A 23,762-nucleotide genomic window follows, 5' to 3' on the forward strand; every position below is an offset into this window, starting at 1 on the left:
GGGGCCGCTCCTACATCAACCGCCCTCGGCGCTCCACGCCGTGCAACAAGCAGAGGAAGGTAGGCGCCCCGCAGGTCGTCGCTACCGCGGCGACGCAAACGGAGGCACCCTTGCCCGATTCACCGCCGAACCGATCCGAACGGGAGGTCACAATCGGCAAGGCCATCGCCGCCCCGCCCCCGCTGCCTCCGTTCGCGTCGCCGCGGTAGCGGCAACCTACGGGCGGGTCTCGACGGGCGGCAGGGTGCCGTCGTCGCGGCCGATGTCGAGGGGCAGTTCGATGGTGGCCTGATCGGAGAGCTCCTCGGCCTGCATCGCCGCCCCGTTGTCGGTCATCAGGGCGCGCGGCTGTCGTGCTTTTGCGGCGCCTGGGAGAGACCGTGGACGAGGGGCTCGGCACGCTCGTGGAGATACCATTGCAGGCGCCCGGCATCCTCGCGCCGCCGGGGGCGCAGGGCGGCCTCCGGGTCGGCCGCGTGGCGCGACCGGTAGTACCAGCGCTCCAGGGTCGGCACGCTGAACTGGATCGCGTGCCCGTGCAGCGGATGCCGCCACTGCCCGGCGGCCAGTGTCTTGAGCGCGCTCGCCAACTCGCCGTTGTCCGGGGGCGCGGCCAGCAGCGGGCCGATGATCGCGAAGCTTCCGCTAGGCCAGTATTACGAGTTTTTGGCCGTCGACCGGCCGCTCATCGAGCGGGAGATGGGAGAGCTTCGCGCCAGCTTCACTTCACCGGCACCTCTATCCAGAATCCCCGCGTCCCTCTCGATTTCGTCTTCGACGTCCGTATCGGGACGGTGGAAAGCGCGTCCTATGAACGGTCTTGATTCCCTCCAAACGACCCGTTTGCCGGCGTCTTGACGGCGCCGGCATCGGCTAGGATACTCGGTTGCAACCAGTTGGATTTTCGATGTTTCCAGAATGACTCAACGGAGTTTTTCGTGCCGACCGTAGAAGAGATTCGGACATACCTGCGCCAGATCAAACCCTCACTCCACGAGGAGGGGATCGAGGTGATCGGGGTATTTGTATCGTATGCTCGCGGGGACGCGGATGATTCCAGTGATATCGACGTGTTGGTGGAGACCACGCCACGGTTGGCGGAGAAATATGGACCCTATGGGGCCTTCAATCGTCTGGCGGACCTGAAAACGGCGCTTCGGGAACATTTCGGGCGGAATGTGGATCTGGCGGATCGAGCGGGTTTGAGCGCCATCGGCGGGAAGTACATCCTCCCGGAAGTGCTGCATGTCTAGCGACCTACCACGGTTGGAGTTCGCCCTGCACTGTATCGCCAATATCGAGACGGTCGTGGAGCGGCACGGGGACGTTGTCGCCGCCTTGGCGGAGTTGATCTGCCGGGAGAAGCTCCCGGAACTGCGGCGGAAGATCGAGGACGGGTTGTAAGGCGTTGACGCATATCCATTCCACGCTTGGTGCCAAGGATCCCCTTCGTATGGGTGGGCACCGTGCGGAGTGTCGAGGGTCCGTTTGATTGATAGCCGGTTGGCTGGAGGGCGTGCGGTGAGGCTGAGGATTCCCATTAATCTCTCAGCAGATCCTCCATGTCGACGCCGAGGGCCACGGCCAATGAGCGAATGACGCTCACCTTTCCCTCTCGTTCCCCCGTCTCGATCTGCGATAGATAGCCCTGTGAGATCGAGGCCCTCTCGGCCAACGCCGAGCCGGTCAGGCCGCGATACTCCCGCCACACCCGAATGGGGTTTTCACCGTCGGCCAGTCGGTGGGCGACCTCGGCCGGGATCAACTCCTCCTCGCCGCTCGCCAGCCGCGCCTTGATACGGTCGTAATCGCGGATATCGTCGTGGATCTCCGCGGCCTCGCGAAGCCGTTCGTACTCCGCGTACGGGACAACGGCGTACTCCGGTTCCCCACTCTCCGTTCGAATGACCTGGATACTCATCTGTATACCCCTCCGCGTGGCGCGACCTTCAGGACCACGATCACCACCTCGCCATCGTCGATGTCGAACAGCACCCGCCAGTCACCAACCCGCATTCGGAAGCCCTCGCGTCCCTCCAGTTGGATCACATTGCGGCCACCCTCCGGGTGTTCCGCGTACTCCAGCAATTTCGTTTCGATTAACTTCCGAGTATTACGGGGGATTTTCCGAAGCGTTTTGATGGCGTTCTTGGTGTAGCGGATGGCGTACATGCAATCATTATTTCATTTGGCAATATTTTGTCAATTCCAAATGGCAATATTTGGGCGATTCGTACGTGCGTCTAGTGGTCAGAATAGTTCCACGATCATCGCGCCGATCTAGGAGCCTGTCGGACTATGGGGGATCGAGTCGCGGGAGTGGGAGGGCGGCCCCAATTTTTCGAAAATTCGAGGGGAATAGTGAGCTATTTGACGAGGATTTTCGAGAAAGTGGGGCCGCCATCCCGCTTTCGCGGCCGATTCATCCATAGTCCGACAGGTTCCTAGACGGTGCTTGAACGGAGTCGGTTCCCCTACAGTGATGAAGTGGAGGGTGGAAGGCGATCCTGATGGCTTTGGTGAAGATGGCAATCGGTTAGAGCGTTTTCCCCGCGGCAATCTTCGCCAGAACCCACCAAAACGGAGTCGGCGCCGCTCGTTTTCTCCGGTTGCGTCCGGGCGCCGCGTTTCAAGCAGAACCTCAAGGATGGAAAAATGCTATCCGCCACACTCTCCAGTAAGTTTCAGCTCTCCATTCCCAAGGTGGTCCGCGAGGAGCTGCATCTCAGGGCCGGGCAGAAGTTCGCCGTCATCACCAAGGGGGACGTCATCTCCCTGGTGCCGATTCCAGAAGGACGCGCGGATGTCGTCGTCGGTGATTACGGTGAGGTCCCTCATGATTTCCGTTGAACGGCCAACGCGTCGCAGGCGCGCCACCTACCCTGTTGCGGATCTCCGTCGTTGGAAGAGTGAACCATGAGCGAATACCAATACTACGAGTTCTTGGCTGTCGACCGTCCGCTCACTGAGCAGGAGATGCGCGAGCTTCGCGCCATCTCCACGCGCGCGGAGATCACGCCGACCCACTTCTCCAACGAGTACCACTTCAGTGGTCTGAAGGCGGATCCCGCTGAGCTTCTGAGGCGGTACTTCGATCTCTACCTCTATCTGAGCGACTGGGGGGGGGGGGCGGCAGCTTTCCCTGCGTCTGCCCGCCGACGTGGTACCCCTCGAAGAGGTGGCTCCCTACTGTGTGGGTGTGGGTCACCGAGCGAGCGTCCGAAGCGCGGGTGCCTACACGGTGATCCATCTGCAGGGCGAGGCAGAGGAGTACGAGGAGTGGGTCGAGGGGCGCGGCTGGATGGCGTCGCTCGCGGCGGCACGCAACGAGCTGCTTCGGGGCGACCTTCGTCTTCTCTATCTCGCATGGCTGTTCTGCGCGGAGGGTGGCGAGGTCGATGATTCGGCGATCGAGCCGCCGGTGCCGGCCGGCCTCGGGTCGCTGCCGGCCTCTCTCCAGACCGTGGTCGAGTTTCTCCGCATCGACCCCCATCTGATCGCCGCGGCCGCCGAGCGCAGTCCGGCGGAGACCCCGGATCCGGGAGGGTTGGCGGCGTGGGTTGCCGCCTTGCCGGCCAAGGAGAAAGACGATCTGCTCTATCGGGTTGTTCAGGGCGAGGAGGCCTCGGTTGCCGCCGCGCTCGTCCGTCGCCATAGGGCAGAGGCACGACGGCCGACGGACGTCCAAGGCGGACGCCGCGTTGCCGAGTTGCTGGAGCGTGCCGACGAACTACGGGACGCGTATGTCCGCGAACAGGCGCGTCGGGCCGAGGAGTCGCGGCGTCGACGTGAGGCGGCGGAGGCGGCCGCACGGGCCGGGCATCTCGACAAGCTGGCGACGAGAAAGGCGCAGGCGTGGAAGGAAATGGAACCGTTGGTCTCGTCCAAGAAGTCCAAGGCCTACGATCAGGCCGTGGCGCTGCTGGTCGACCTCCGCGACCTTGCCGTGCGGGAGGGCGACGAGCAGGACTTCGTCGGGAGATTGGCCGCCCTCCGTGAACGTCATGCGCGCAAACCCAGCTTCATCGCCAGATTGGATCGGGCGGGTCTGCCAAAGGGGGGCGTATGAGTAGCGACGAGTGGCCGGAGGGCGTCGACGAGCTTTTCGACGAGATCCTGGTCGACGCCTACGGCGATGACGAGGCGCTGTGGGCATTCCGGCAGGCCCTCGAAGACGGTGTCCCGGTGCCGGCGGACGCCTTCGTCATCGGGGAGCCGGTCTCGCTGGTCGCCTTCGATTATGACGGAAACATCCGGCGCGGATTGACGGCTCGATGCCGACGCCGGGATGGCGGCGAGTACGTGGTGGCGGCGGCGGACGTCTTTTTCACCGAGGCCTCGGAAGGGGAGCGCTTGAGCTCCGCCTACCGCAAGTGGCTCGGCCTTGGACCTCCGTCCGTGTCGGTGTTAGAAGGGGAAAATCGTCGGAAGCGGCATAAGGCGATCGCGGACGACGTCCTTCCCGGATCCGTCGTCGAGTTGGTGGTCCTCATCCCCAGGGAGCGGGCCGTTCGCTGCCGCATCCTCAGTACCCCACGTGAGATCACTCTACGTACCGGCGATGCGTGGGGGATGGTGCCCGGCGAAATCGTCACTGTTCGGGTCCGCAAACAGTGGAGTTTCGCGGGTCATCCCTACCTGTCCGGTGAGACGGAGGCGCGACGACTGGACGGCAAGGCGCTCGGGGTCGTGCCGCTGAGGCTCCTGGACGAGCGGTTGTGGGATCCGGCGGAGGAGTATTGGGGTGAGGAAGGGGAGCCGCTCGACGAGTGGGCCCGTGCCGTCATCGAGCATGGTCCCCGTCCCTCCTTCGAAATGGAACAGCTAGTGCCCGGAACGGATCCCGAGGATTGGGAAGAGGATCCGATCCTCGAAGCGAGCGCGTTGTACGCCGAAGGGGATCCCGATGGCGCACGCGATCGGTTGATCGAGTTGCTGACGGCGGACCTGCGCCGCCTTGACGCACATGCCCACTTGGGAAACTTCCTCTTCGACCTTCACCCTGAGATGGCGATCCGCCATTACGAAATGGGGATCCGCATTGGTGAGCTTTCACTGGGTGAAGGATTCGACGGAGTGCTCCCGTGGGGACGTCTCGGCAACCGCCCGTTCCTTCGCTGTCTCCATGGCTACGGACTTTGCCTCTGGCGGCTCGGGCGAGCCGCAGAGGCCTCGGCGCTCTTCGAACGGATCCTGTGGTTGGATCCCGTCGATCGTCAGGGCGTTCGATCCTTGCTTGCGGCGGTGCGCGCCGAGGAGTCGTGGAAGGAGGGGGCAAGGTGAGGTTTGGGGCGATCTACGTCGCGACGGGGGGCATTGCGTCTCCCTTTGTTGACCGCCAGTAGTCGGTCAATACTTCGTTGACAGACTACCAGCATCTTTCGCGCTGGCGTCGAAAAGGGCGGGCCTCGGAAGTCGAGCGGGGCCGGACGGGATTTGTTTTCGAAAAACAAAAAAGGGAAACCCGATGGGTTTCCCTTTGGAATGGTGCCGAGGAGAGGACTTGAACCTCCACGGGGTTGCCCCCACTAGCACCTGAAGCTAGCGTGTCTACCAATTTCACCACCTCGGCGGAGCATGGTGATCGACGGGTTGCCGTCGAAGAGGGTGCGAATTATGCGGGCGGTCGCGAGGGGTGTCAACACCCTTGGCGAAAAAAATCCTACAGCGCCGAACCGCGCCTGACCGGTGCGGGTGGAGAGCAGGGATTGCGGCCCGGATCGGCACCTAATACAAGCAGAGAGGGGCGATCCGTGAGATAATCCGCCGCCGTCCATCAACCGAAACCTTTCCCGAGCTGAATTCCCACCTATGGCAAGAAGCAGAAGACCCCGTCGCCGTGACCCTCACGCCGAGCGCGAAGCGCAGAAGTACGAAAATCCCATCCCGAGCCGCGAATACATCATGGACCTGCTGGCCGACCGCGGCGTGCTGATGAGCCGCGAGGAGCTGGAGGCGGAGCTGGGGCTCCGCTCGGAGGAGCAGGTGGAGGCGCTGCGGCGGCGGTTGCGGGCGATGGAGCGGGATGGTCAGCTGGTGCTCAATCGGCGCGGCGGCTACGGCCTGGTGGAAAAGATGGACCTCAAGGCGGGGCGCGTCATCGCCCACCCCGACGGTTTCGGTTTCCTCGTCCCCGACGAGGGGGGCGACGACATCTTCCTCCATGGCCGCCAGATGTCGGCGCTGTTCCACGGCGATCGCGCCCTGGTGCGGATCGCCGGCGAGGATCGCCGCGGTCGCCCCGAAGGGGCGCTGGTCGAGGTGCTGGAGCGCAATACTGCGGAGGTGGTCGGGCGCTATCTGGACGAGGGCGGGGTCGGCGTGGTGGTCCCCGACGACAAGCGGATGCGCCGCGACATCATCATCCCCCGTGGCGAGAACCATGGCGCCGAGAACGGCCAGATCGTGGTGGTGGCGCTGATCGAACAGCCCACCAAGCGCACCCCGCCGCTGGGCCGGGTGCGCGAGGTGATGGGCGACCACATGGCGCCGGGGATGGAGATCGACATCGCGATCCGCGCCCACAGCCTGCCGCAGCAGTGGCCGGAGGCGGTGGAGGCGCAGATCGCCGGGCTCGCCGAGGAGGTGCTGGAGGAGGCCAAGGAGGGGCGGGTCGACCTGCGCTCGACGCCGCTGGTGACCATCGACGGCGAGGATGCCCGCGACTTCGACGACGCGGTCTACTGCAAACGCACCAAGACCGGCTGGAAGCTGCTGGTGGCGATCGCCGACGTCTCCCACTACGTGGAACCCAAGTCGCCCCTCGACGAGGAGGCGCACAACCGCGCCACCTCGGTCTACTTCCCGGAGCGGGTGATCCCGATGCTGCCGGAGGTGCTCTCCAACGGGCTCTGTTCGATCAACCCGCAGGTGGATCGCCTGTGCATGGTCTGCGAGATGACCATCGACCGCGGCGGCAACATGACCCGCTCGCGCTTCTATGAAGCGGTGATGCACTCCCATGCGCGGCTTACCTACAACCAGGTGTGGGCGATGATCGGCGAGGAGCAGGACCAGGAGCTGCGCGAGCGCTTCAAGGACGTCCTGCCTCACGTGGAGGAGCTGCACCTTCTCTACAAGCAGCTGCGTATCCTGCGCACCGCCCGCGGCGCCATCGACTTCGATACCACCGAGACGCGCATCGTCTTCGGCGAGGCGCGCAAGATCGAGCGCATCGTGCCGCTGGTGCGCAACGACGCCCACAAGCTGATCGAGGAGTGCATGATCCTGGCCAACGTGGCGGCGGCCAAGTTCCTCGAAAAGAACAAGATCCCCGGCCTCTACCGCGTCCACCAGGGGCCCAAGGAGGAGAAGATCGCCGACCTGCGCGAGTTCCTCAAGGAGCTCGGGCTGGAGCTGGGGGCCAACGGCGAGGAGGGCAAGCCGAGCCCGATGGACTATGCGCAAATGCTCGGCCAGGTGGAGCGCCGCCCGGATGCCCATCTGATCCAGACGGTGATGCTGCGCTCGCTCTCGCAAGCGGTCTACAGCCCCGACAATCGCGGCCATTTCGGATTGGCGCACGACCAATACGCGCACTTCACCTCGCCGATCCGCCGTTACCCCGATCTGCTCACCCACCGGGCCATCCGTCACATCATCCGCGGCGGCAAACCCGCCACCTTCCGCTACAGCCACGGCGATCTGGTGACCATCGGCGAACACTGCTCGGCCAACGAGCGGCGCGCCGACGAGGCGACCCGCGAGGCCACCAACTGGCTCAAGTGCGAGTACATGATGGACAAGGTGGGGGAGCGCTTCCCCGGCATCATCACCGCGGTGACCGGCTTCGGCATCTTCGTCGAGCTGAAGGACATCTACGTGGAGGGGCTGGTCCACGTCACCTCGCTGCCCAATGACTACTTCCATTTCGATCAGGCCCACCATCGCCTGGTGGGCGAGCGCACCGGCAGGATGTTCCGCCTCGGCGACGAGGTGGAGGTGCAGGTGACGCGGGTCAACCTGGATGATCGCAAGGTGGACTTCGACCTGGTGAGCGGGGAGCGGTCGGTGGAGCGGCCGGCGCGCGCCGACCGCAGGTCGTCCCGCAAGGAGCGGCGCAAGCCCGATCGGGAGGCGGCGACGCCGATGACCCCCGAGGTGGAGGTGCCGCACGAGGCGGACGTGGTGCCGAACGAGGACGTGGTGCCCGAGACGGACGCGGTGCCTGAGGTTGAGGCCGCGCCTGCGGCGCCCGCCGATCCGACGTCCGCACCGTCCCACGATGAGGGCGACGGGACGGCCCGCAAGCGCCGCCGCAAGGACAAACGCCGTCGTCGTGGTCGTCGCGGCGAGGCGCGTCCCGGCGAGGTGCGTTCCGAGGGGGGAATCGAGCTGGAGTTCCGCCAGCCCCTCACCCCCGAGGAGGAGGCGGAGCTGCAGCGGCGCGAGGCGGCGTTGCGGTTGCGTGAGGAGGCGATGGCGGAGGACGAGGCATGGCCGGCGGACGATGCCTCGCCGGCGGTGGTCGCCGATGGGGCGCCCCGCGACGACGGGGGCAAGTCCAAGCGCCGCCGCCGTCGCCGTCCCCGTCGCCGGGGACGCAAGGGCGGGGAGGCTGCTTTGGCGGTCGACGCCGACGGACAGGCGGCTGCGGAGGACACCACTGCGCCGGTGGCGGCGCCCGAACCCTCCAGCCCGCCCAGCCCGGATTCTTCGTCCACGCCGAAGCCGCCTGAGTCTCAAGTGGCTGCGCCACGCGTGGTTGAGTCCCGGCCGGCTGAGCCTCAACCGGTAAGGGAGGCCGCGGAAACGTCCTCGGCGGAAACGCCCACCATGGCAACGCCGGTGGTCGATGAAAGACCCGTGGTGAAGAAAAAGACCGCCACCAAGAAGAAGGCAGCGGCCAAGAAGAGCGTCGCGAAGAAGAAGGTTGCCGCCGCGGCGGCGCCGAAGAAGAAGGTCGCCACCAAAAAGAAGGCCGCGGTGAAGAAGAGCGTGACCGAGGCGGCGCCGAAGAAGACGGCGGCAGCCAAGAAGAAGACGGCGGTGAAGAAGGCGGTCGCCGAGGTGGCGCCGAAGAAAGCGGCGACCAAGAAGAAGGCCGCGGTGGAGAAGGCGTCCGTTGCCGCGGAGGCGCCGCAGGAGGCGGTGACGAAGAAGAAGGTCGCCACCAAGAAAAAGGCGGCGACCAAGAAGAGCGCAGTGAAGGCGGCCCCAGCCACGGCGGCGCCGAAGAAGAAGGCGACGACCAAAAAGAAGGTCGCTGCCAAGAAAAAGAGCGCTACCAAGAAAAAGGCAGTCGCCACGAAGAAGGCATAGGGCGGGCCGCGCCCGACGCGCCGCCCTTTCCGGCAAGGTGCCGCCCCAGCGGCATATCCGACGATGAGGTGACGGATGTCTTCCGATGAACTGCTGTTCGGCATCCACGCCGTGGAGGCCGCGTTGAAGAGCGACTCGGTCACCGAGGTGGTGGTGGCCGGCGGCCGCCACGACGGCCGCATGCAGGGGCTGCTTCACCAGGCGGGCGAGCGGTCGGTGACGGTGCGCGAGGTCTCCCGTCGTGAGCTCGACGAGTTGGCCCGTGGCCAGCGTCACCAGGGGGTGATCGCCTACGCCCGTGCCGCCAAGGTGCGCGGCGAGGGGGAGCTTCACGAACTGCTCGACCGGGTCGAGGGCCCCCCCTTCCTGTTGATCCTCGATGGCGTCACCGACCCCCACAACCTCGGCGCCTGCCTGCGTTCCGCCGATGCCGCCGGGGTTCACGGCGTGGTCGCCCCCCGCGACAAGGCGGCGGGGCTCAACGCCACCGTGCGCAAGGTGGCGAGCGGCGCCGCCGAGACCACCCCGTTCTTCCAGGTGACCAACCTCGCCCGCACCCTGCGTGAACTCCAGGATCGCGGCATCTGGCTGGTGGGTGCGGCGGGGGAGGCCGAGGCGGACCTCTACGCAGTGGACCTGAAGGGGCCGCTGGCCGTGGTGATGGGGGCCGAGGGGAAGGGGTTGCGACGGCTCACCCGCGAGCACTGCGATACCCTGGCGAAGATCCCGATGGCGGGCGCGGTGGAGAGCCTCAATGTCTCGGTGGCCACCGGAATTTTCCTTTTCGAGGCGTTGCGCCAGCGCCGTTGAGTCTCCCCTCCCGATGTTCCGCCCCGAGGACCTGATCGACCTGGCGCGCATGCCGATGCCCTTCGGCAAGTATCGCGGCCGGGTGTTGATCGACCTGCCGCAGGCCTATCTCGTGTGGTTTCAGGCGAAGGGATTTCCCGATGGGCGGTTGGGGCGGCTGTTGGCACTGGCGCTGGAGGTGAAGCACAACGGGTTGAGCGGGTTGGTTGATCCGTTGAGGGAGCGTTGAGACTTAAGGGCCTAACTCATTACATTTCCTGACGTTCTATGACAAATCGCGATTTGACTCGCCCGAGGGATGGCCGCTAGTTTGGGCGGGTATTTCATCCAACCAAGCAAGAGCAATTAATTGTGGAGGGGGTCCCATGCGTGTCAGGAAATCCGTGCTATTCGCAGTGTGTGCCGCGTCGGCGGTTGCCGCAAACGCCCAATCGGTCGATCTCACCACCGGGACGGGGGCGGTCATCGCGACCCACGGCGTCCGGCTGAGCGATCTCACCTACGACGGCGGGTTGCTGAGCGCGGACCTCTATCTCAATCTCGATGGCTCCTGGTCGCTGGCGCCGCCCGGGGAGGAGGACGGCCTGCTCGACCTCTCCACCGGCCACGTCACGGTGAGTGGGGCCGATCAGCTCACCTTCAGCGGGATCACCTACGGCGGCGGCTTCTACGACGCCATCATCGCCCTCGGCCTAGACGGTACCTGGAACGCGCTTGAGGTGAGCGCGGTCGACGGCTTCACCCTCAGCAGCCCGGCGGTGAAGGGCAACGGCATCCTCCCCTTCACCTACACCTGCGACGGCCTCGACGCCGGCGGCGAGCGCGGCGGACAGTCCCCGGCGCTCGCCTTCAGCCATCTGCCGGAGGGGACCGGGAGCCTCGCGGTGACCATGCACATCGACAAGGGGGAGGGGGATCGGATCACCACCGAGTCGTTGTGGGTGCTCTACGACATTCCCGCCAGCACCACCTCGCTCGCCGCCGACGGAACCGGTGGTGGCACCCTCGGGGTGACCGAGCAGGGTGAGAACGCCTACTTCCCGCCCTGTTCCCACGAGCCGGTCAACAACGAATACACCCTCACCGCCTACGCCCTGCCCGCGGCCCTCGGGCTCAGCGCCGACGGCGCCGACTACGCCACGGTGACCGCCGCCGCCCAGGCGAGCGCCCTGGCCAAGGCGACCCTGGTGCTCAGTCGCATCCGCTACAACCCCGACAGCGACGAGGACCTCCAGGTTCCCACCGCGGTGCCGTCTACCTGCGAGGAGAAGGCGGCGGCGTTCGCCGACTACTCGGTGGAGAGCGGCACCGGCGAGGTGAGCGTCGCGTGCGATGGCACCACCATGACGGTGACCAGCTACACCGGTCTGCCCTCGCGCTCCAGCCTCGACGAGGACAAGCCCAACGTCGGCACCGAGGCGTGGATCGGCCGGGTACCCCTGACCCGCACCCGCACCTGGAGCTTCCCGGTGGTGCCCAGCTACATCGAGGAGCCGACCAGCAACGTCTCGATCCACGACCCGATCGGCGTCACCGTCGACGGCATCCCGATGCTCCACTACGCCAAGGAGGACTACAACGGCGAGATTGCCGACATCAACACCGACTACAGCGCCCGCGACACCGTGCTGCTCGGCGAGTTGGACCAGTGCGGCGCCCACGCCGGCAACGGCGAGGACTACCACTACCACTACGCGCCGCTGTGCATGATGGACGCCCACGACCCGTCCAAGCCGCTCGCCTACATGTTCGACGGCATCCCGCTCTACTTCGGCACTGCCGGCGGCACGGTCACCGACCGCGGCGGCATCACCGCGGTCAACTATGGCGGAGGCCGTTACGACAATCTGGATTACCGTCCTACCGCGGTGAAGACCGGTGCCGCCTCGCTGGATGCGTGCAACGCCTACGACATCAACGGCGACGGCGCGGTCTCCGGCTGGGTTTACTACACCACCAAGACGCCGCCCTACACCATCGGCTGCTACCGCGGCGTCGCCGATCAGACCTCCTCGAGTAATGCGCTGCCGCGCTGGGACACCGAGCGCGACATCTCCTGGAGCGGCTCCGACGTGCTGTTGAGCGACTACTACACCGCCGAGTTCCAGGGCACCACCTGGACCTTCATGGAGATCCAGCCGGGCAGTGATAACCATCAGATCGCCGCCGGCAACACCGCGGCGGTGCTCTATCGCCCGCTGACCGAGGGGGAGTCCGGCTACGTCGCCGGTTCCGACTGCTGGATCTTCCGCTATCGGCTGGACAAGAGCGATACCGCGGGGGCCAACGACACCGTTGAGAGCGTCTGTCGGTGAGACTACGACGCTACGCTGGACTCGGGTTCGCGCTGTGGCTGGCGATCGGGGTCTGCTCCATCGCCAGTGGCCATGGTCTGACCATCACCACCGCCGGGGTGACCCTGCGCAACGGCAACCACCTGATGCTCCACCTCCAGTACGACCCGTTGCGTATGTGGCACAAGGTCAACGACGGGGCGGGGGGGGCGCCGATCGATCTGGGCCGGCTGGCCAGCCTGCCGGATGCGGAGTTCGAGGCGGGCTACCGGGCGATCCAGGCCTATCTGCGGGAGGGGTTGACCGTGCGCGCCGCCGACCGTCCGCTGACCTCCCCCCAATTCCGTTTCCCACCGGCCGCGGAGTTCCGGCGGGTGGTGCGCGAGGGGTTCATGCGTCGAGTACTGGCGGCCAAGCAGGGGGGCGGCCATTTCCACGAGGATGCCCGCCACGACTACCAGAGCGCCTGGCTCGACGGCTTCCTTCCGGAGGGGAGTGAAAGCGGGGAGCTGGAGCTTCACTTTCCCCCGGCCCTGGGCGAGGTGATGGTCACCTACAGCCGGCCGCGCAGCTGGACCTTGCGGCCCGACGAGGGGGGCATCCGCCTGCGCTTCGCCGTCGCCCCGCCGGGGAAGTAGGTCCTCGACGGCCGTTCGAAAGCCCGCCGGGCCGGCGGGCTTTTTCGTTAGAATGCCCCCTTTTCGAGTCAGGGGGAGCGAAACCATGAAAGAGCCCGTGGTCCTCATCGGGGTCGGCGAGATGGGCGGCGTGTTCGCCCGCGGTCTGCTGCGCGCCGGTTGGCCGGTGGTGCCGGTAACCCGCGACATGGAGATGGCGGCGGTGGCCGCCGAGGTGCCGGAGCCGGCGATGGTGCTGCTGGCGGTGGCGGAGAAGGACCTCCACCCGGCCCTGGAGGCGTTGCCCGAGGCGTGGAGGTCGTGGCTGGCGCTGTTGCAGAACGAATTGCTGCCCCGCGATTGGGAGCGGCACGGGTTGGCCGGGCCGACGGTGATCTCGGTCTGGTTCGAGAAGAAGAGGGGGATGGATGCCAAGGTGATCATCCCCTCGCCCTGCTTCGGACCGCAGGCCGGGCTGCTGGTCGACGGGTTGGCCGCGCTCGACATCCCCGCCCGCCAGGTAACGGATGAGGGGGCGCTGCTCTTCGAGCTGGTGTTGAAGAACCTTTACATCCTCACCAGCAACATTGCGGGGCTGAAGGTCGGCGGCAACGTGGCGGAGCTGTGGGCCGATCATCAGCCGCTGGCGCGCGCGGTGGCTGCCGATGTGGTCGACCTCCAGGAGGTGCTCACCGGCCAAGTGTTCGATCGTGAGGCGTTGATCCAGGGGATGGTGACGGCCTTTGAGGGGGATCCCGCCCACGGCTGTATGGGGCGTTCGGCCCCCGCGCGGCTGGAGCGGGCGATCGCCCTGGCCGAGGAGAACGGTTTGGCGGTGCCGACGTTGCGGGAGATCGCTGCGGCAAGGTAGTGGCGAGGAGAGGGGAGGCCTCGGGAAACCTCTCTGGCGTAGGTCGTCGCTACCGCGGCGACGCGAGCGGAAGCAGCGGGGTTTGGGGCGGTAGTCTCTTTCCGACGGCTTCATCCCGTTCGGTGAGGTTGGCACGAGATTTCTCGGGAGTGCCTTCGTTCGCGTCGCCGCGGTAGCGACGACCTACGCTTCGCCGGGCGCCTGAATCAGAACCCAAGCGCCCGAGCCCCCTGATAGAAGGCGAAACTGACCACCCACGCCAAGCCAAGCGCCCAGCCGATGGCGAAGAGGGTGTAGGGGAGACTCTTCGATTCGGCACGCAGGGTGGCGATGGTCGACAGGCAGGGGGTGTAAAGCAGGGTGAAGAGCATGAAGCTGTAGGCCTGCACCGCATCCATTTGGCCGGCGATGGCGCCGGAGAGGGCATCGCCATCGGCGGCGAAGATCACCGCCAACGCCCCCACCACCACCTCTTTGGCGACGAATCCGAAGATCAATGCGATGGTCATCGCCGCGCTGATGCCGAGCGGCGCCATCAGCGGCTGGAACCACTCGCCGAGGGCGCCAGCCCAGGTCTCTCCCATGGTCGCGGCGTCCTGCGGGAAGTGGGTGAGCAGCCACACCAGCACCACGCCGCCGACGATGAAGGTGGTGGCGCGCCGCAGGAAGTGGTGTACCTCGCGCCAGGCGCGCAGCACCACGTGGCTCAGGGTGGGCACCCGGTAGGGGGGCATCACCAGCACGAACGGCTCGTCGCCGCGGAAGCGCCCGCGCATCAGCCAGGCGCTGAGGAAGGCGGCGGCGAAACTCACCAGGTAGAGGCTGAACAGCACCAGCGGTGCCTGTTGCGGGGTGAACAGCGCGGTGGCGATGAACAGGAACACCTGCAGCCGCGCCGAACAGAGCGAGAAGGGGATGATCAGCATGGAGAGCAGCCGCTGCACTCGTGAGCGCATCACCCGGGTGCCCATCAGGGCGGGCACGTTGCAGCCGAAACCCATCAGCAGCATGACGAAGCTGCGCCCGTCGAGCCCCAGCCGGCTCATCAGCGCGTCGAGCAGATAGGCGGCACGGGTCAGGTAGCCGCTGTCCTCGACGAAGGCCATCAGCACGAAGAACAGCACGATGATCGGCACGAACGAGGCGACCGTGCCGATGCCGTCGTAGAGGCCGTCGGCGAGGAAGGCGTAGAGGAGTGGCGGGAGCAGCCCCTGCAGCGGCGCGATGACCAGCGCCTTGACCCCGCCGAGCAGCCACGCGGTGGCGTCCTGGAGGGGCGTGCCCAGGGTGTAGACCGCCTGGAAGACCAGAAACATGGTGGCGAGAAAAAGCGGGATGCCGAGGAGCGGGTGGAGCGCCCAGCGGTCCACCTGTTCGCTCACCGCGTACTCCAGCCTGCTCGGGCTCTCCACCGCCGAGGCCATGATCTTCTCGATCTCGTGGCCGACCCGGTCATCCTCCTCGAAGCACTTGCGGATCTCCTCGGTGGGTACCGGGACGGCCTCGCGCAACGCGCGGGTCAGCACCTCGCGGGACTCGTGGACGCCGCGGTTGAATTTGGCGCTGAGCGAGACCACCGGCTCCTGGAGGATCCCCTCCATCTTCCCCAAGTCGATACGCACCCCCAGCTTCTCCGCCTCGTCGGCCATGTTGAAGGCGACCACCGCCGGCAGGTGGAGGCAGCGCATCTGCAGGGCGATGCCCAGCTGATGGTCGAGCTGGGTGGCGTTGACCACCACCAGCACCAGATCCACCGGGTTGTTTTCGAGGAAGTGGCGCACCACCTGCTCGTCCTCGGAGAAGCCGTGCAGGTCGTAGATGCCGGGGAGATCGACCAGCTCCACCATCTCGTCACCGAGCAGCAGTTTGGCGGAGAGCAGGTCGACGGTGACGCCGGGCCAGTTGCCGACGTGGGCGCTGGCGCCGGTGAGGCGGTTGAACAGCGTCGACTTGCCGCAGTTGGGCATGCCGAGGAGGACGATGCGCTTCATCGGGCGATCGGGTCCCGCTCGTCGAGGATCACCTCGATGCGGTTGGCCTCGGCGCGGCGCAGCACCACGGCGGCACTGCCCACCCGCAGTTGCACCGGGCCGCGGAAGGCGGCGCTGCGCACCAGCTCCACCACCCGACCGGAGCGAAAGCCCAGGGCGGTCAGCCGCTGACGGAAACCGTCCTCGGCGTGGACCGCGTGGATCCGCGCACGCTGGCCGGGGCGGAGAGTGGTGAGCGAGACGATTTCCATAATCCGTTGATTAGCCAGGAAAATGAGAATTGTTTGCAATTAAGTGAATCGTAATACGATTTCCGTGACATCGCAAGGGATAAAACGGCCGACCGCCCCATCTGCCGGTCGGCTCGTCGGGTGACGGACATAGGAAAAGATGCAGCCTGATCAAGGATATTTCCTACGGTGGTTTCCGGAAAGGGCTTCGGGCGATTCCTCGATCAAGACGGCGCCTCGGCCGGTCCATCCGCTTCAAAGGATTCCGAAAATCAGGAGAATCCGGAAAATGGTGTCCGATTTTTCTTACCGATTGGTTTGATGTGCGGGGGGGATTGCTGGAATTCACCGCGGTGCCGGGGTTCGGCGCTGCGGCGGGCGCGGCCCGCCCTATAGGGCGCGCTGCGCGCGCCTCGGCCTTTCCGGTGGCATCGTTGGCGTGTTCGGGCGGCATGAGGGTGGGGTGGATTGGCCCGCGGGATGAGCAGGACTCCGGCGATAGGGGAGGGAGGCGTCTCACCATATTCGCCTGATGTTGTTGTAGATGGCGGATGCCAGGATAAAAGCGATCCAGGCGATGACAATGAGGTTGGTGACGAGCGTTGTCTTCGTTAGTTTTCCCGTTTTTTCCGAGTACGTCTGCAATGATAGCCATGCAAGTATTGATACGACCTCCAGCGTCGGTATGAGTGCGTTGTGGCCCATCGTCGTTCTCCATTTCTGCTTCGGTCATCAGTCCGCGGGTTTCGTCGGTGGCGGCGTCGCCGGAGAGGGTGGTGACGGTGGCGCCCAAGATGCCGTGACCTCCCCGCCGGCACCCGCGTTGGAATCGGGAACCGGCGACAGGGTTTCCACGGCGCACCGCAAGCAGCCGAAGGTCCGTTGACAGAGGGCGCTCCGTCCCCGATCAGGCCGCCTGATCCATCACCGCGATCACCGCCCCGGAACCGGCCTGCTCCTCCGGCGGCAACACGATCTCCCCCCCGCTCCCGGCGTCGAAGGTGGCGATCTCCGCGATCAGCTGATCGGATTGGGCGTTCAGCTCCTCCTCGGTGGGTATCGCCGATTCCGTTCCCGCCACGGAGTCCGAGGGGGTCGCTTCCGTCCCCGAGGTTTCGTTTCCGTCGGTGGGCGACTCTTCCGTCGATGCGGAGAGGGGGGCACCGGTGGATTCGGCGGTATTGTCGACGTCGGTTGTCGCTCCGTCGTCCATGGAGGGCGCATCATCCGCGGCATCACCGTCCGCGTTGTCGGCGCCTTCCGCGACGCTGTCGTCGGGTTCGGCCGCCTCCGTCGCCGAGCCACCGTCACCGGTCGCGGCATCGATCGCGGGGTCGGTCGTCTCCGAAGTCTCCGTCGCCGCGGCATCTGGTCCCGCCGCGTCGTCGGTGGCGGTCGTGGTGTCGCCTCTTTCCACCGTCTCGTTCGCGGGCAGCGCCTCCTCGGGGGCGGGCGGTGGAGCGGTGGCCAGGGTCTCCAGAGTATTCGGGTCCCACACCGTGCCGTCGGCGAAGACCACCTGCTCGATGCGGTAGTTCCGGCTGTCGCCGGTGGTGAACCACCTCTCGATGATCAGTTGGTCGTCGGTGCCGTCGAAGTCGATGACCAAGTCGTCACCGTCGCGGCTGACCCGCCCCATTTCCGCGGTAAGGCCCTCGCCGAGGAGGATGCGGTCGGTGAAACCGGTACTGCCGTAGCCGTCGCGGACCCGGTCATGGCCGTCGCCGAGATCGAAACGGTAGGTGTCGCCGTAGCAGCCGCCGGTCATGATGTCGTCGCCGATGCCGCCATGGAAGTCGGATTGGGCGTAGAGGCCTCCGGTCAGCGTGTCGTTACCGGCACCGCCGATGAGGGTGTTGGCTCCGGAGGTGTCGATGAGGGTGTCGTCACCATCGCCGCCGTCGAGCGTATCGTTGCCGGCGGCGCCGGTGAGGAGGTCGTTGCCGCCCTCGCCGTAGATCCGGTGCCCGGCGCCGTCCCAGCCGTCGAGGGTATCGTCCCCTGCGGTACCGTGGATCTCGCGGCTCTTCTCCTCCACGATGCTGTAGTGCCAGTTGGTGCCGTCGGCGAACTGCAACTGTTCGATGCGGTGGCTACGCCCGCTGTTGGATCCTGCCGCGAACCAGTCGTTCACCGTGATGCGGTCGCTTCCGTCTTCCCCCACGTCGATTACAAGACTCTCGCCGTCGCGGTGGATCCGCAGGTCATCGGGATCGATCCCGTCACCGAGGATCAAGCGGTCGGCATAGCTGCTGTAGCCGTCGTGGTCGATCAGGATGTCGTGGCCGTCGCCGAGATTGAAGCGGTAGGTATCGGCGTAGCAGCCGCCGGTCATGGCGTCGTTGCCGGTGCCGCCGTGGAGATCGGAAGTGGACGTGGAGCCCCCGGTGAGCCGGTCGTTACCCGCCCCGCCGATGAGGGTGTCGCGTCCGCCGACGCCGTTCAGGATGTCGTCGCCGTCGCCACCGTCCAGCAGGTCGTCGCCGCTGCTGCCGGTGAGAAGGTCGTTGCCGCCCTCGCCGTAGAGTTGATAACGCCCGGAGGGGGACGGGGGGGTGAGGGTGTCGTCGCCTTCGGTGCCGTGGATCTCGCGGCTCTTCTCCTCCAAGGTGCTGTAGTACCAGGTGGTGCCGTCGGTGAAACGCACCTGTTCGATGCGGTTGCGGTCGTTTTCGAACCAGCGGTCTATCGTGACGCGGTCGGTGCCGTCGCTACCGATATCAAGTACCAGGTTCTGGCCGTTCCGGGTAACCCTGACGTCGTCGACAGCGATGCCGTCGCCGAGGAACAGGACGTCGTTGTAGTTGTATCCGGCGTATCCGCCGATGTCGGAGATGACGTCATTTCCGTCGCCGAGGTCGAAGCGGTAGGTGTCTGCGTAAAGTCCGCCGGTCATGGTGTCGTCGCCGATACCGCCGTGGAGGTCGGAGTATGCGTACGGCCCCCCGGAGAGGGTGTCGTTGCCGGCACCGCCGATGAGGGTATTGGTGCCGGAGGTGTCGGTGAGGATGTCGTCGCCCTCACCGCCGTCTAGCGTGTCGTTTCCTCCATCTCCGGCGAGGGTGTCGTTGCCCTCGCCGCCATAGAGTGCGTCGTTGCCCGAAGCACCAGAGAGGGTATCGTCTCCGGTGCCGCCGTATATGGAGTCGCTTCCCGTGGCGCCGACAAGGGTGTCGTTGCCGCCCTCGCCATCGACCCGCTGGCCGGTGGTGTCCCAGGCGGTGAGGATGTCGTCGCCCTCCGTGCCGACGAGGGAACGGGCGATTTCGTCAAGCGTGGTGTCGTCCCACACCGCGCCATCGGAGAATTGCAGTGCCTCGATACGATTGTTTCGGTAGCCGTTGGTGGGGGGGGCGAACCAATCCTGGAGGGTCAGCCGGTCGTCGGTGCCCTCGAAGTCGATGGTCAGGTGATCGCCGTCATGACCGACGCGGACCATGTCGGTGGTCAGTCCCTCACCGAGGAGAATGCGATCGTTCGTGTTGTTGTAGCCGCTGCGGTCGATGATGGTGTCGTGTCCATCTCCGAGATTGAAGCGGTAGGTATCGGTGTAGCAGCCGCCGGTCATGGTGTCGTCGCCGGTGCCGCCGTGGAAGTCGGAGTAGGCGTAGAGGCCGCCGGAGAGGGTGTCGTTGCCGGCACCGCCGATGAAGGTGTTGGTGCCGGATGTGTCGGTCAGGGTGTCGTTGCCGTCACCGCCGTCGAGCGTATCGTTGCCGGAGCGACCGTCGAGGGTGTCGTCGCCTTCTCCACCGTAGAGGGCATCGCTACCGGAAGCGCCGGTGAGGATGTCGTTGCCGCCCTCGCCGCGGATCGGGTGGCCGGCGTTGCTCCAGCCGGTGAGGGTGTCGTTGCCCTCGGTGCCGGCGAGGGTGCGAGCGGTCTCGTCGATCGTCGCGTCGTCCCACACCGCGCCGTCGGAGAATTGCAACATTTCTATACGGTTGTTCCGGGAGCCGTTGGTGGCAGAGAACCAATCCTGGAGGGTCAGCCGGTCGTCGGTGCCCTCGAAGTCGATGGTAAGGTGATCGTCGTCATGACCGACGCGGACCATGTCGGTGGTCAGTCCCTCACCGAGGAGAATGAGATCGTTCGTGTTGTTGTAGCCGTTGCGGTCGATAATGGTGTCGTGTCCATCTCCGAGATTGAAGCGGTAGGTATCGGCGTAGCAGCCGCCGGTCATGGTGTCGTCGCCGGTGCCGCCGTGGAAGTCGGAGTAGGCGTAGAGGTTTCCGGTGAGGGCGTCGTTGCCTTCACCTCCATCAAGGATGTCGTTACCCGTTCCGCCGGTGAGGGTATCGTCGCCGAAACCGCCGTAGAGGTGGTTGTCGCCGCGGACTCCGGCGAGCGAGTCGTTTCCCGCCCCGCCGAACAGATAGTCGTTCCCGCCGGCTCCGCTGAGGGCGTCGTCGCCTTCTCCGCCATAGAGAAGATTGTCTCCTTCGTTTCCTGTGACAGTATCTTCTCCGGCGCCTCCCAGCAGCACCGAGTCGTTTTCCCCGGCGACAAGTTGATCAGCGCCACTCGAACCGAACTGAGCCGATGACCGGAGGTAGGGCGCGATGAATTCCATCGATCGCTCCCGCAGAATCTCGCCCAGAGTGGTGTTGACGACCGCGCGGTCGATCTGCAGCTCGTCGGCGATGCGTTCCAGTTTGCCGATCGCCGTTCGCCAATAAGTGAAGGAGGCCTGTTCGTCGGTCGCGTCGGGTTCCCCGGCCTCCAGTGAAGAGAACAGCCATGTCAGTGTATAACCGGTGGAGTAGCGGTCGCCGGCAACATCGTAGTCCGTGTTCTCCTGCTGGATGAGGCCGGGAGATTGGAGGGAGAGACGGGCCAGCATCTGTTCCCGCACTTTGTCCCAGGCGTTTTCAAGGTCTGCACCGGCGTCAATGGCGGGGTCCGGCAGACCGTATCTGGTAAGGACGTTGTGGTCGAGAATCGATTCCACGAAATGGAGGTGGCGGGCATCGACGTACAAGCCGCGACTGGTCGGAGAAATCGTGTCGGCTCCCGACCAGCGAAACAGGATCTGGTCCAGCGCCTCGTGGCGCGCCTCGGCATCGGATGGATCGCTGTTGGTAAAGGTCTCCACCAACTGACGTAACTCCGGATCTTCGGCCATGGCGATGCGCAGGTCGGCCAGACGGCCGTAGCCGCGCAGATTGGGCAGCGCCGCGATCTCGTCGCTGACGGTGATCGGGCCGCGGTAGTCGGTGTTGACCAGATCGACGGCGAAATAGGCATCTCCCACGGCGCCGGTGGTGCCGTCGGCACGGGTAAAGGTCGAGGTGAGCGGAACCGCGTTGCCGGCGACGGTGAGGTCGGAGGCAATCGCGTCGGTGGCCAGGGCGGTGATGCCGAGCTGTTCGAGGGTGAACAGCTCCGTGGATTGGGAGCGGCCGTCCTGGTTGAGGTCGCGCCACACCTGCAGCTCCTGGAAGCGGGTGTCGGTGGCGTCGACCACCCCGTCGCCGTTGTCATCCAGCTCGGCCAAGGCGTCGAAACCGTCGGCGGCGAGGGTGCCGTCGGCGCGGGTGGTGTGGTCGCCGAAGAGTTCCGCGCCGCTGGTGATCTGGCCGTCGCCGTCGCCGTCGCGGTCGAGGGCGAGCAGACCGTCGTCGGGGAGGATCCAGGCGGTGTTCTCAGCCAGCTCGCGGGCGTCTACGTCGAAGAATATCTGTGAACCATCGAGGGTCGAGAGTTCGAGGCCGTCGCCGTCCAGGTCGAGGACCAGTGGGGAGATTTGTTGTTCGGAGCGATCCATTTGGTTGCGCACGTCGTCCATGTAGTTGTTTGGCGTGCGGGGGGAGCTGGAGCCGTTGCCGCTGGGATTGTCGCCGGAGCTACCGCCTCCACTGGTGGGGGTGCCGCCGCCGCTCGGAGTGTCGGAGTCGCTTCCGTCAGTTGGGTCGCTGCCGGGATTCTGTGTTCCATCTCCCGAGTTGTCGGGGTTCTCCGAGGCAGATCCACCGTCGTCGCCGGGGATTGTTCCGTCGTCGAGAAGGGGCGAGTCGGGATCCAGTCCGGAGAGGCCGATGCCGAGTTGGTTGTTCTTGAACTTCTCGATGGTGATCGAGCTGCCGTCAAGGGTGTCCACCACGCGCAGCGAGTCGCCTTCGGGAATGAACTGGAAACGTGGATCAAATTCGCTCGAGAAGCCGTCTTCGCCGCAGTATTGGGAGAAGATGCCGGTCAGGTCCACGCCGTTGAAGATGATCTTTCCATCGCCGTCGGTGTCCATGATGACGTCGCCGTCGTTGGCGTAGTAAGTGTCGAAACCATTGCCTCCGACGAGGATGTCCCAGCCGTCTCCGCCGGTAAGGGAGTCGTTGCCTTCGCCACCTTGGAGATAGTCGTCGCCGTCGGAACCGTCGAGTTCGTCTAATCCGTCGTTTCCATATAGGAAATCCATTTCGTCGGTTCCGACGATGGAATCCTCTCCGTCTCCTCCTTCGTATAACACCTCGCCGGTAGGTTCGATCCGGGTGTGGTCGCCGTTAGGTCCCCACACTTCGACAGCTCCATCGGACAGGAATTCCATTCGGCCTGAGTTTTCAGTACAGACTTCCCCTGCAAATTGACATGTATTGGGGTCGGTGTTGTCGATGATCTGTTGGGCGGCTCCTAATGCGGATTCTCCGTATGCCTCGGTAAATTGTCTGTCGAACTCTCGCCATTGATCAAGCATGCTGTCCAAGTCGAGAGTAGAATCGTTTTGGTATGCTGATATGGCAAAATATATGCCTGCGACAATAAATGCTCCTCCAAGAACAATGCCGACAGGTGATCCTAGTGCGACTCCGAATGCTACTCCTTCGCCTGTTAAGAGAACGGATCCTGCGTAGCTGCTGAGCGTGCTCGCAATCGATTCCAGGTGGCTCGTGTTGATATCGTTGTTTGGGTTGTTTATGTATTCATCAATTATTGAATACGCTTCCGATCCAACGCTGGCGCCGACGAGAATTGGAGATGCCATTGTGGGGATCTCTCTGCCAAATAGCGTGGCTATGTCGCTAATGGTTTGTGCGGATCCTATGGCGGCATTTATATAGTCATTGTTATCGAAGTTGCTGGCTGTGATACTCACGTTTGTTGGTGTATTGATGTAGGATAGCGCGATAGATGCGCCGTTTGATGCTAGTGGCATTGTTTTGTCCTCTGCTTGTTTCTGATGTGTGTAAAGATTGCTATGTATAGCAATAGAAGTAGAGGTAACATCACAAATTCAATTTTTTTTGATGATTGAATTCTGGTTATTTCCTCTCTTGGGTTATCTATTATTTTTTTGTTAAGCGACAGACCAAAGAAATGGCTCTGGGTTACGAATGGGTAAACTTTTCGCTTGTCCCAGTGAGCGGTAACTGTTTTTCCAATATATTTCTTGAGTCTGTGTCTGGTTTCGCATGTGGATGTTACTATATATGATCCGTTGCATCTGAAATGTATCTTTCCTTCGCTATTTGTTATTGAGTAGTAACTGATTCCCCTTCCTTTGTAATCTATGCCAAAGGTGCCCGTTGTCTTTTGTAGATTTTTTGTTTCAGGGGGGGTGTATTTTATTAAATATATCCCCGGGGTCAGAAAAAAAGACAAGTATGTCAATGCGAAGATGATGTGTGCGGGGTGGATTCTCCGCATTGTCGATAATATTTTTTTTGCAATTGTATTGTTCATGTCTTTCATGC

Annotated in this window: 19 protein-coding genes and 1 tRNA gene; 12 read left to right on the forward strand and 8 right to left on the reverse strand. The window is 64.4% G+C overall.

Annotated elements, in window-relative coordinates; all coding sequences use genetic code 11:
- Positions 1 to 335 precede the first annotated feature (335 nt).
- On the reverse strand, positions 336 to 590 hold the full coding sequence (locus tag ACYQ2W_RS11725) for a hypothetical protein (RefSeq protein ID WP_459866980.1): 255 nt from the start codon (positions 588 to 590) through the stop codon (positions 336 to 338).
- 348 nt (positions 591 to 938) lie between these two features.
- On the opposite strand from ACYQ2W_RS11725, the gene ACYQ2W_RS11730 reads away from it, so the two are divergent.
- Both ACYQ2W_RS11730 and ACYQ2W_RS11735 read left to right on the forward strand, forming a co-directional pair.
- The gene (locus tag ACYQ2W_RS11730) at positions 939 to 1,253 is read left to right on the forward strand and encodes a nucleotidyltransferase family protein (RefSeq protein ID WP_459866866.1); all 315 of its coding nucleotides are present in this window, start codon (positions 939 to 941) and stop codon (positions 1,251 to 1,253) included.
- Positions 1,246 to 1,404, forward strand: coding sequence for a hypothetical protein (locus ACYQ2W_RS11735; protein WP_459866869.1), 159 nt, complete (start codon positions 1,246 to 1,248; stop codon positions 1,402 to 1,404). Before ACYQ2W_RS11730 ends, ACYQ2W_RS11735 begins: the two co-directional genes overlap by 8 nt.
- Before the next feature lie 136 nt (positions 1,405 to 1,540).
- Here ACYQ2W_RS11735 and ACYQ2W_RS11740 read toward each other — a convergent pair whose 3' ends face one another.
- Both ACYQ2W_RS11740 and ACYQ2W_RS11745 read right to left on the reverse strand, forming a co-directional pair.
- Positions 1,541 to 1,921, reverse strand: coding sequence for a helix-turn-helix domain-containing protein (locus tag ACYQ2W_RS11740; protein WP_459866872.1), 381 nt, complete (start codon positions 1,919 to 1,921; stop codon positions 1,541 to 1,543).
- Positions 1,918 to 2,172, reverse strand: coding sequence for a type II toxin-antitoxin system RelE family toxin (locus tag ACYQ2W_RS11745; RefSeq protein WP_459866875.1), 255 nt, complete (start codon positions 2,170 to 2,172; stop codon positions 1,918 to 1,920). Before ACYQ2W_RS11745 ends, ACYQ2W_RS11740 begins: the two co-directional genes overlap by 4 nt.
- A 483-nt stretch (positions 2,173 to 2,655) precedes the next feature.
- Here ACYQ2W_RS11745 and ACYQ2W_RS11750 point away from each other — a divergent pair, with 483 nt between their 5' ends.
- The 3 genes from ACYQ2W_RS11750 (at position 2,656) to ACYQ2W_RS11760 (ending at position 5,283) form a co-directional block, all read left to right on the forward strand.
- Positions 2,656 to 2,850 (forward strand): AbrB/MazE/SpoVT family DNA-binding domain-containing protein, encoded by a 195-nt coding sequence (locus ACYQ2W_RS11750; RefSeq protein ID WP_459866878.1) that lies wholly within the window; start codon positions 2,656 to 2,658, stop codon positions 2,848 to 2,850.
- Positions 2,851 to 3,241: 391 nt separating this feature from the next.
- Positions 3,242 to 4,069, forward strand: a complete 828-nt coding sequence (locus tag ACYQ2W_RS11755; protein WP_459866881.1) for a hypothetical protein — start codon at positions 3,242 to 3,244, stop codon at positions 4,067 to 4,069.
- Entirely contained in the window at positions 4,066 to 5,283 is a 1,218-nt protein-coding gene (locus ACYQ2W_RS11760; protein ID WP_459866884.1) for a tetratricopeptide repeat protein, read from the forward strand. Before ACYQ2W_RS11755 ends, ACYQ2W_RS11760 begins: the two co-directional genes overlap by 4 nt.
- A gap of 202 nt (positions 5,284 to 5,485) precedes the next feature.
- Here the strand turns inward: ACYQ2W_RS11760 and ACYQ2W_RS11765 are convergent.
- Positions 5,486 to 5,572, reverse strand: a tRNA-Leu gene (locus ACYQ2W_RS11765).
- 239 nt (positions 5,573 to 5,811) lie between these two features.
- On the opposite strand from ACYQ2W_RS11765, the gene rnr reads away from it, so the two are divergent.
- From rnr to ACYQ2W_RS11795, 6 genes are all read left to right on the forward strand, one after another.
- Positions 5,812 to 9,261 (forward strand): ribonuclease R, encoded by a 3,450-nt coding sequence (rnr, locus tag ACYQ2W_RS11770; protein WP_459866887.1) that lies wholly within the window; start codon positions 5,812 to 5,814, stop codon positions 9,259 to 9,261.
- 75 nt (positions 9,262 to 9,336) lie between these two features.
- A complete protein-coding gene (gene rlmB / locus ACYQ2W_RS11775; RefSeq protein ID WP_459866890.1) occupies positions 9,337 to 10,071 on the forward strand; it encodes a 23S rRNA (guanosine(2251)-2'-O)-methyltransferase RlmB in 735 nt (244 codons plus the stop codon).
- Between the two features lie 13 nt (positions 10,072 to 10,084).
- Positions 10,085 to 10,300, forward strand: coding sequence for a DUF3820 family protein (locus tag ACYQ2W_RS11780; protein WP_459866893.1), 216 nt, complete (start codon positions 10,085 to 10,087; stop codon positions 10,298 to 10,300).
- Positions 10,301 to 10,454: 154 nt separating this feature from the next.
- Positions 10,455 to 12,386 (forward strand): YHYH protein, encoded by a 1,932-nt coding sequence (locus tag ACYQ2W_RS11785; protein WP_459866896.1) that lies wholly within the window; start codon positions 10,455 to 10,457, stop codon positions 12,384 to 12,386.
- Complete coding sequence (locus tag ACYQ2W_RS11790; protein WP_459866899.1) at positions 12,383 to 13,003, forward strand: hypothetical protein; 621 nt, start codon at positions 12,383 to 12,385, stop codon at positions 13,001 to 13,003. Before ACYQ2W_RS11785 ends, ACYQ2W_RS11790 begins: the two co-directional genes overlap by 4 nt.
- 85 nt (positions 13,004 to 13,088) lie before the next feature.
- Positions 13,089 to 13,853 carry a ketopantoate reductase family protein gene (locus ACYQ2W_RS11795; protein WP_459866902.1) on the forward strand — a complete coding sequence of 255 codons (765 nt, stop codon included), beginning with the start codon at positions 13,089 to 13,091 and terminating at the stop codon, positions 13,851 to 13,853.
- Between the two features lie 206 nt (positions 13,854 to 14,059).
- On the opposite strand, the gene feoB is transcribed toward ACYQ2W_RS11795, so the two are convergent.
- Both feoB and ACYQ2W_RS11805 read right to left on the reverse strand, forming a co-directional pair.
- The gene (feoB, locus tag ACYQ2W_RS11800) at positions 14,060 to 15,844 is read right to left on the reverse strand and encodes a ferrous iron transport protein B (RefSeq protein WP_459866905.1); all 1,785 of its coding nucleotides are present in this window, start codon (positions 15,842 to 15,844) and stop codon (positions 14,060 to 14,062) included.
- Positions 15,841 to 16,095 (reverse strand): FeoA family protein, encoded by a 255-nt coding sequence (locus tag ACYQ2W_RS11805; RefSeq protein WP_459866908.1) that lies wholly within the window; start codon positions 16,093 to 16,095, stop codon positions 15,841 to 15,843. The genes feoB and ACYQ2W_RS11805 overlap by 4 nt, the downstream gene beginning before the upstream one ends.
- Positions 16,096 to 16,618: 523 nt before the next feature.
- Between ACYQ2W_RS11805 and ACYQ2W_RS11810 the strand changes: the two genes are divergently transcribed.
- The gene (locus ACYQ2W_RS11810) at positions 16,619 to 16,960 is read left to right on the forward strand and encodes a hypothetical protein (RefSeq protein WP_459866911.1); all 342 of its coding nucleotides are present in this window, start codon (positions 16,619 to 16,621) and stop codon (positions 16,958 to 16,960) included.
- Positions 16,961 to 16,981: 21 nt separating this feature from the next.
- Here ACYQ2W_RS11810 and ACYQ2W_RS11815 read toward each other — a convergent pair whose 3' ends face one another.
- Together ACYQ2W_RS11815 and ACYQ2W_RS11820 are read right to left on the reverse strand one after the other, a co-directional pair.
- Positions 16,982 to 23,224 carry a calcium-binding protein gene (locus tag ACYQ2W_RS11815; protein ID WP_459866914.1) on the reverse strand — a complete coding sequence of 2,081 codons (6,243 nt, stop codon included), beginning with the start codon at positions 23,222 to 23,224 and terminating at the stop codon, positions 16,982 to 16,984.
- Positions 23,215 to 23,760: a hypothetical protein gene (locus ACYQ2W_RS11820; protein WP_459866917.1), complete on the reverse strand. Its 546-nt coding sequence runs from the start codon at positions 23,758 to 23,760 to the stop codon at positions 23,215 to 23,217. Before ACYQ2W_RS11820 ends, ACYQ2W_RS11815 begins: the two co-directional genes overlap by 10 nt.
- Positions 23,761 to 23,762 lie beyond the last annotated feature (2 nt).

The organism is Endothiovibrio diazotrophicus (genome assembly GCF_054657215.1).

Bases quoted from the DNA above. Each gene is read 5' to 3' on its own strand.
- ACYQ2W_RS11735 (WP_459866869.1), top strand. From the start codon at position 1,246: ATGTCTAGCGACCTACCACGGTTGGAGTTCGCCCTGCACTGTATCGCC.
- ACYQ2W_RS11740 (WP_459866872.1), bottom strand. From the start codon at position 1,921: ATGAGTATCCAGGTCATTCGAACGGAGAGTGGGGAACCGGAGTACGCC.
- ACYQ2W_RS11745 (WP_459866875.1), bottom strand. From the start codon at position 2,172: ATGTACGCCATCCGCTACACCAAGAACGCCATCAAAACGCTTCGGAAA.
- ACYQ2W_RS11750 (WP_459866878.1), top strand. From the start codon at position 2,656: ATGCTATCCGCCACACTCTCCAGTAAGTTTCAGCTCTCCATTCCCAAG.
- ACYQ2W_RS11760 (WP_459866884.1), top strand. From the start codon at position 4,066: ATGAGTAGCGACGAGTGGCCGGAGGGCGTCGACGAGCTTTTCGACGAG.
- rnr (WP_459866887.1), top strand. From the start codon at position 5,812: ATGGCAAGAAGCAGAAGACCCCGTCGCCGTGACCCTCACGCCGAGCGC.
- rlmB (WP_459866890.1), top strand. From the start codon at position 9,337: ATGTCTTCCGATGAACTGCTGTTCGGCATCCACGCCGTGGAGGCCGCG.
- ACYQ2W_RS11780 (WP_459866893.1), top strand. From the start codon at position 10,085: ATGTTCCGCCCCGAGGACCTGATCGACCTGGCGCGCATGCCGATGCCC.
- ACYQ2W_RS11795 (WP_459866902.1), top strand. From the start codon at position 13,089: ATGAAAGAGCCCGTGGTCCTCATCGGGGTCGGCGAGATGGGCGGCGTG.
- feoB (WP_459866905.1), bottom strand. From the start codon at position 15,844: ATGAAGCGCATCGTCCTCCTCGGCATGCCCAACTGCGGCAAGTCGACG.
- ACYQ2W_RS11805 (WP_459866908.1), bottom strand. From the start codon at position 16,095: ATGGAAATCGTCTCGCTCACCACTCTCCGCCCCGGCCAGCGTGCGCGG.
- ACYQ2W_RS11810 (WP_459866911.1), top strand. From the start codon at position 16,619: ATGGCGGATGCCAGGATAAAAGCGATCCAGGCGATGACAATGAGGTTG.
- ACYQ2W_RS11815 (WP_459866914.1), bottom strand. From the start codon at position 23,224: ATGCCACTAGCATCAAACGGCGCATCTATCGCGCTATCCTACATCAAT.
- ACYQ2W_RS11820 (WP_459866917.1), bottom strand. From the start codon at position 23,760: ATGAAAGACATGAACAATACAATTGCAAAAAAAATATTATCGACAATG.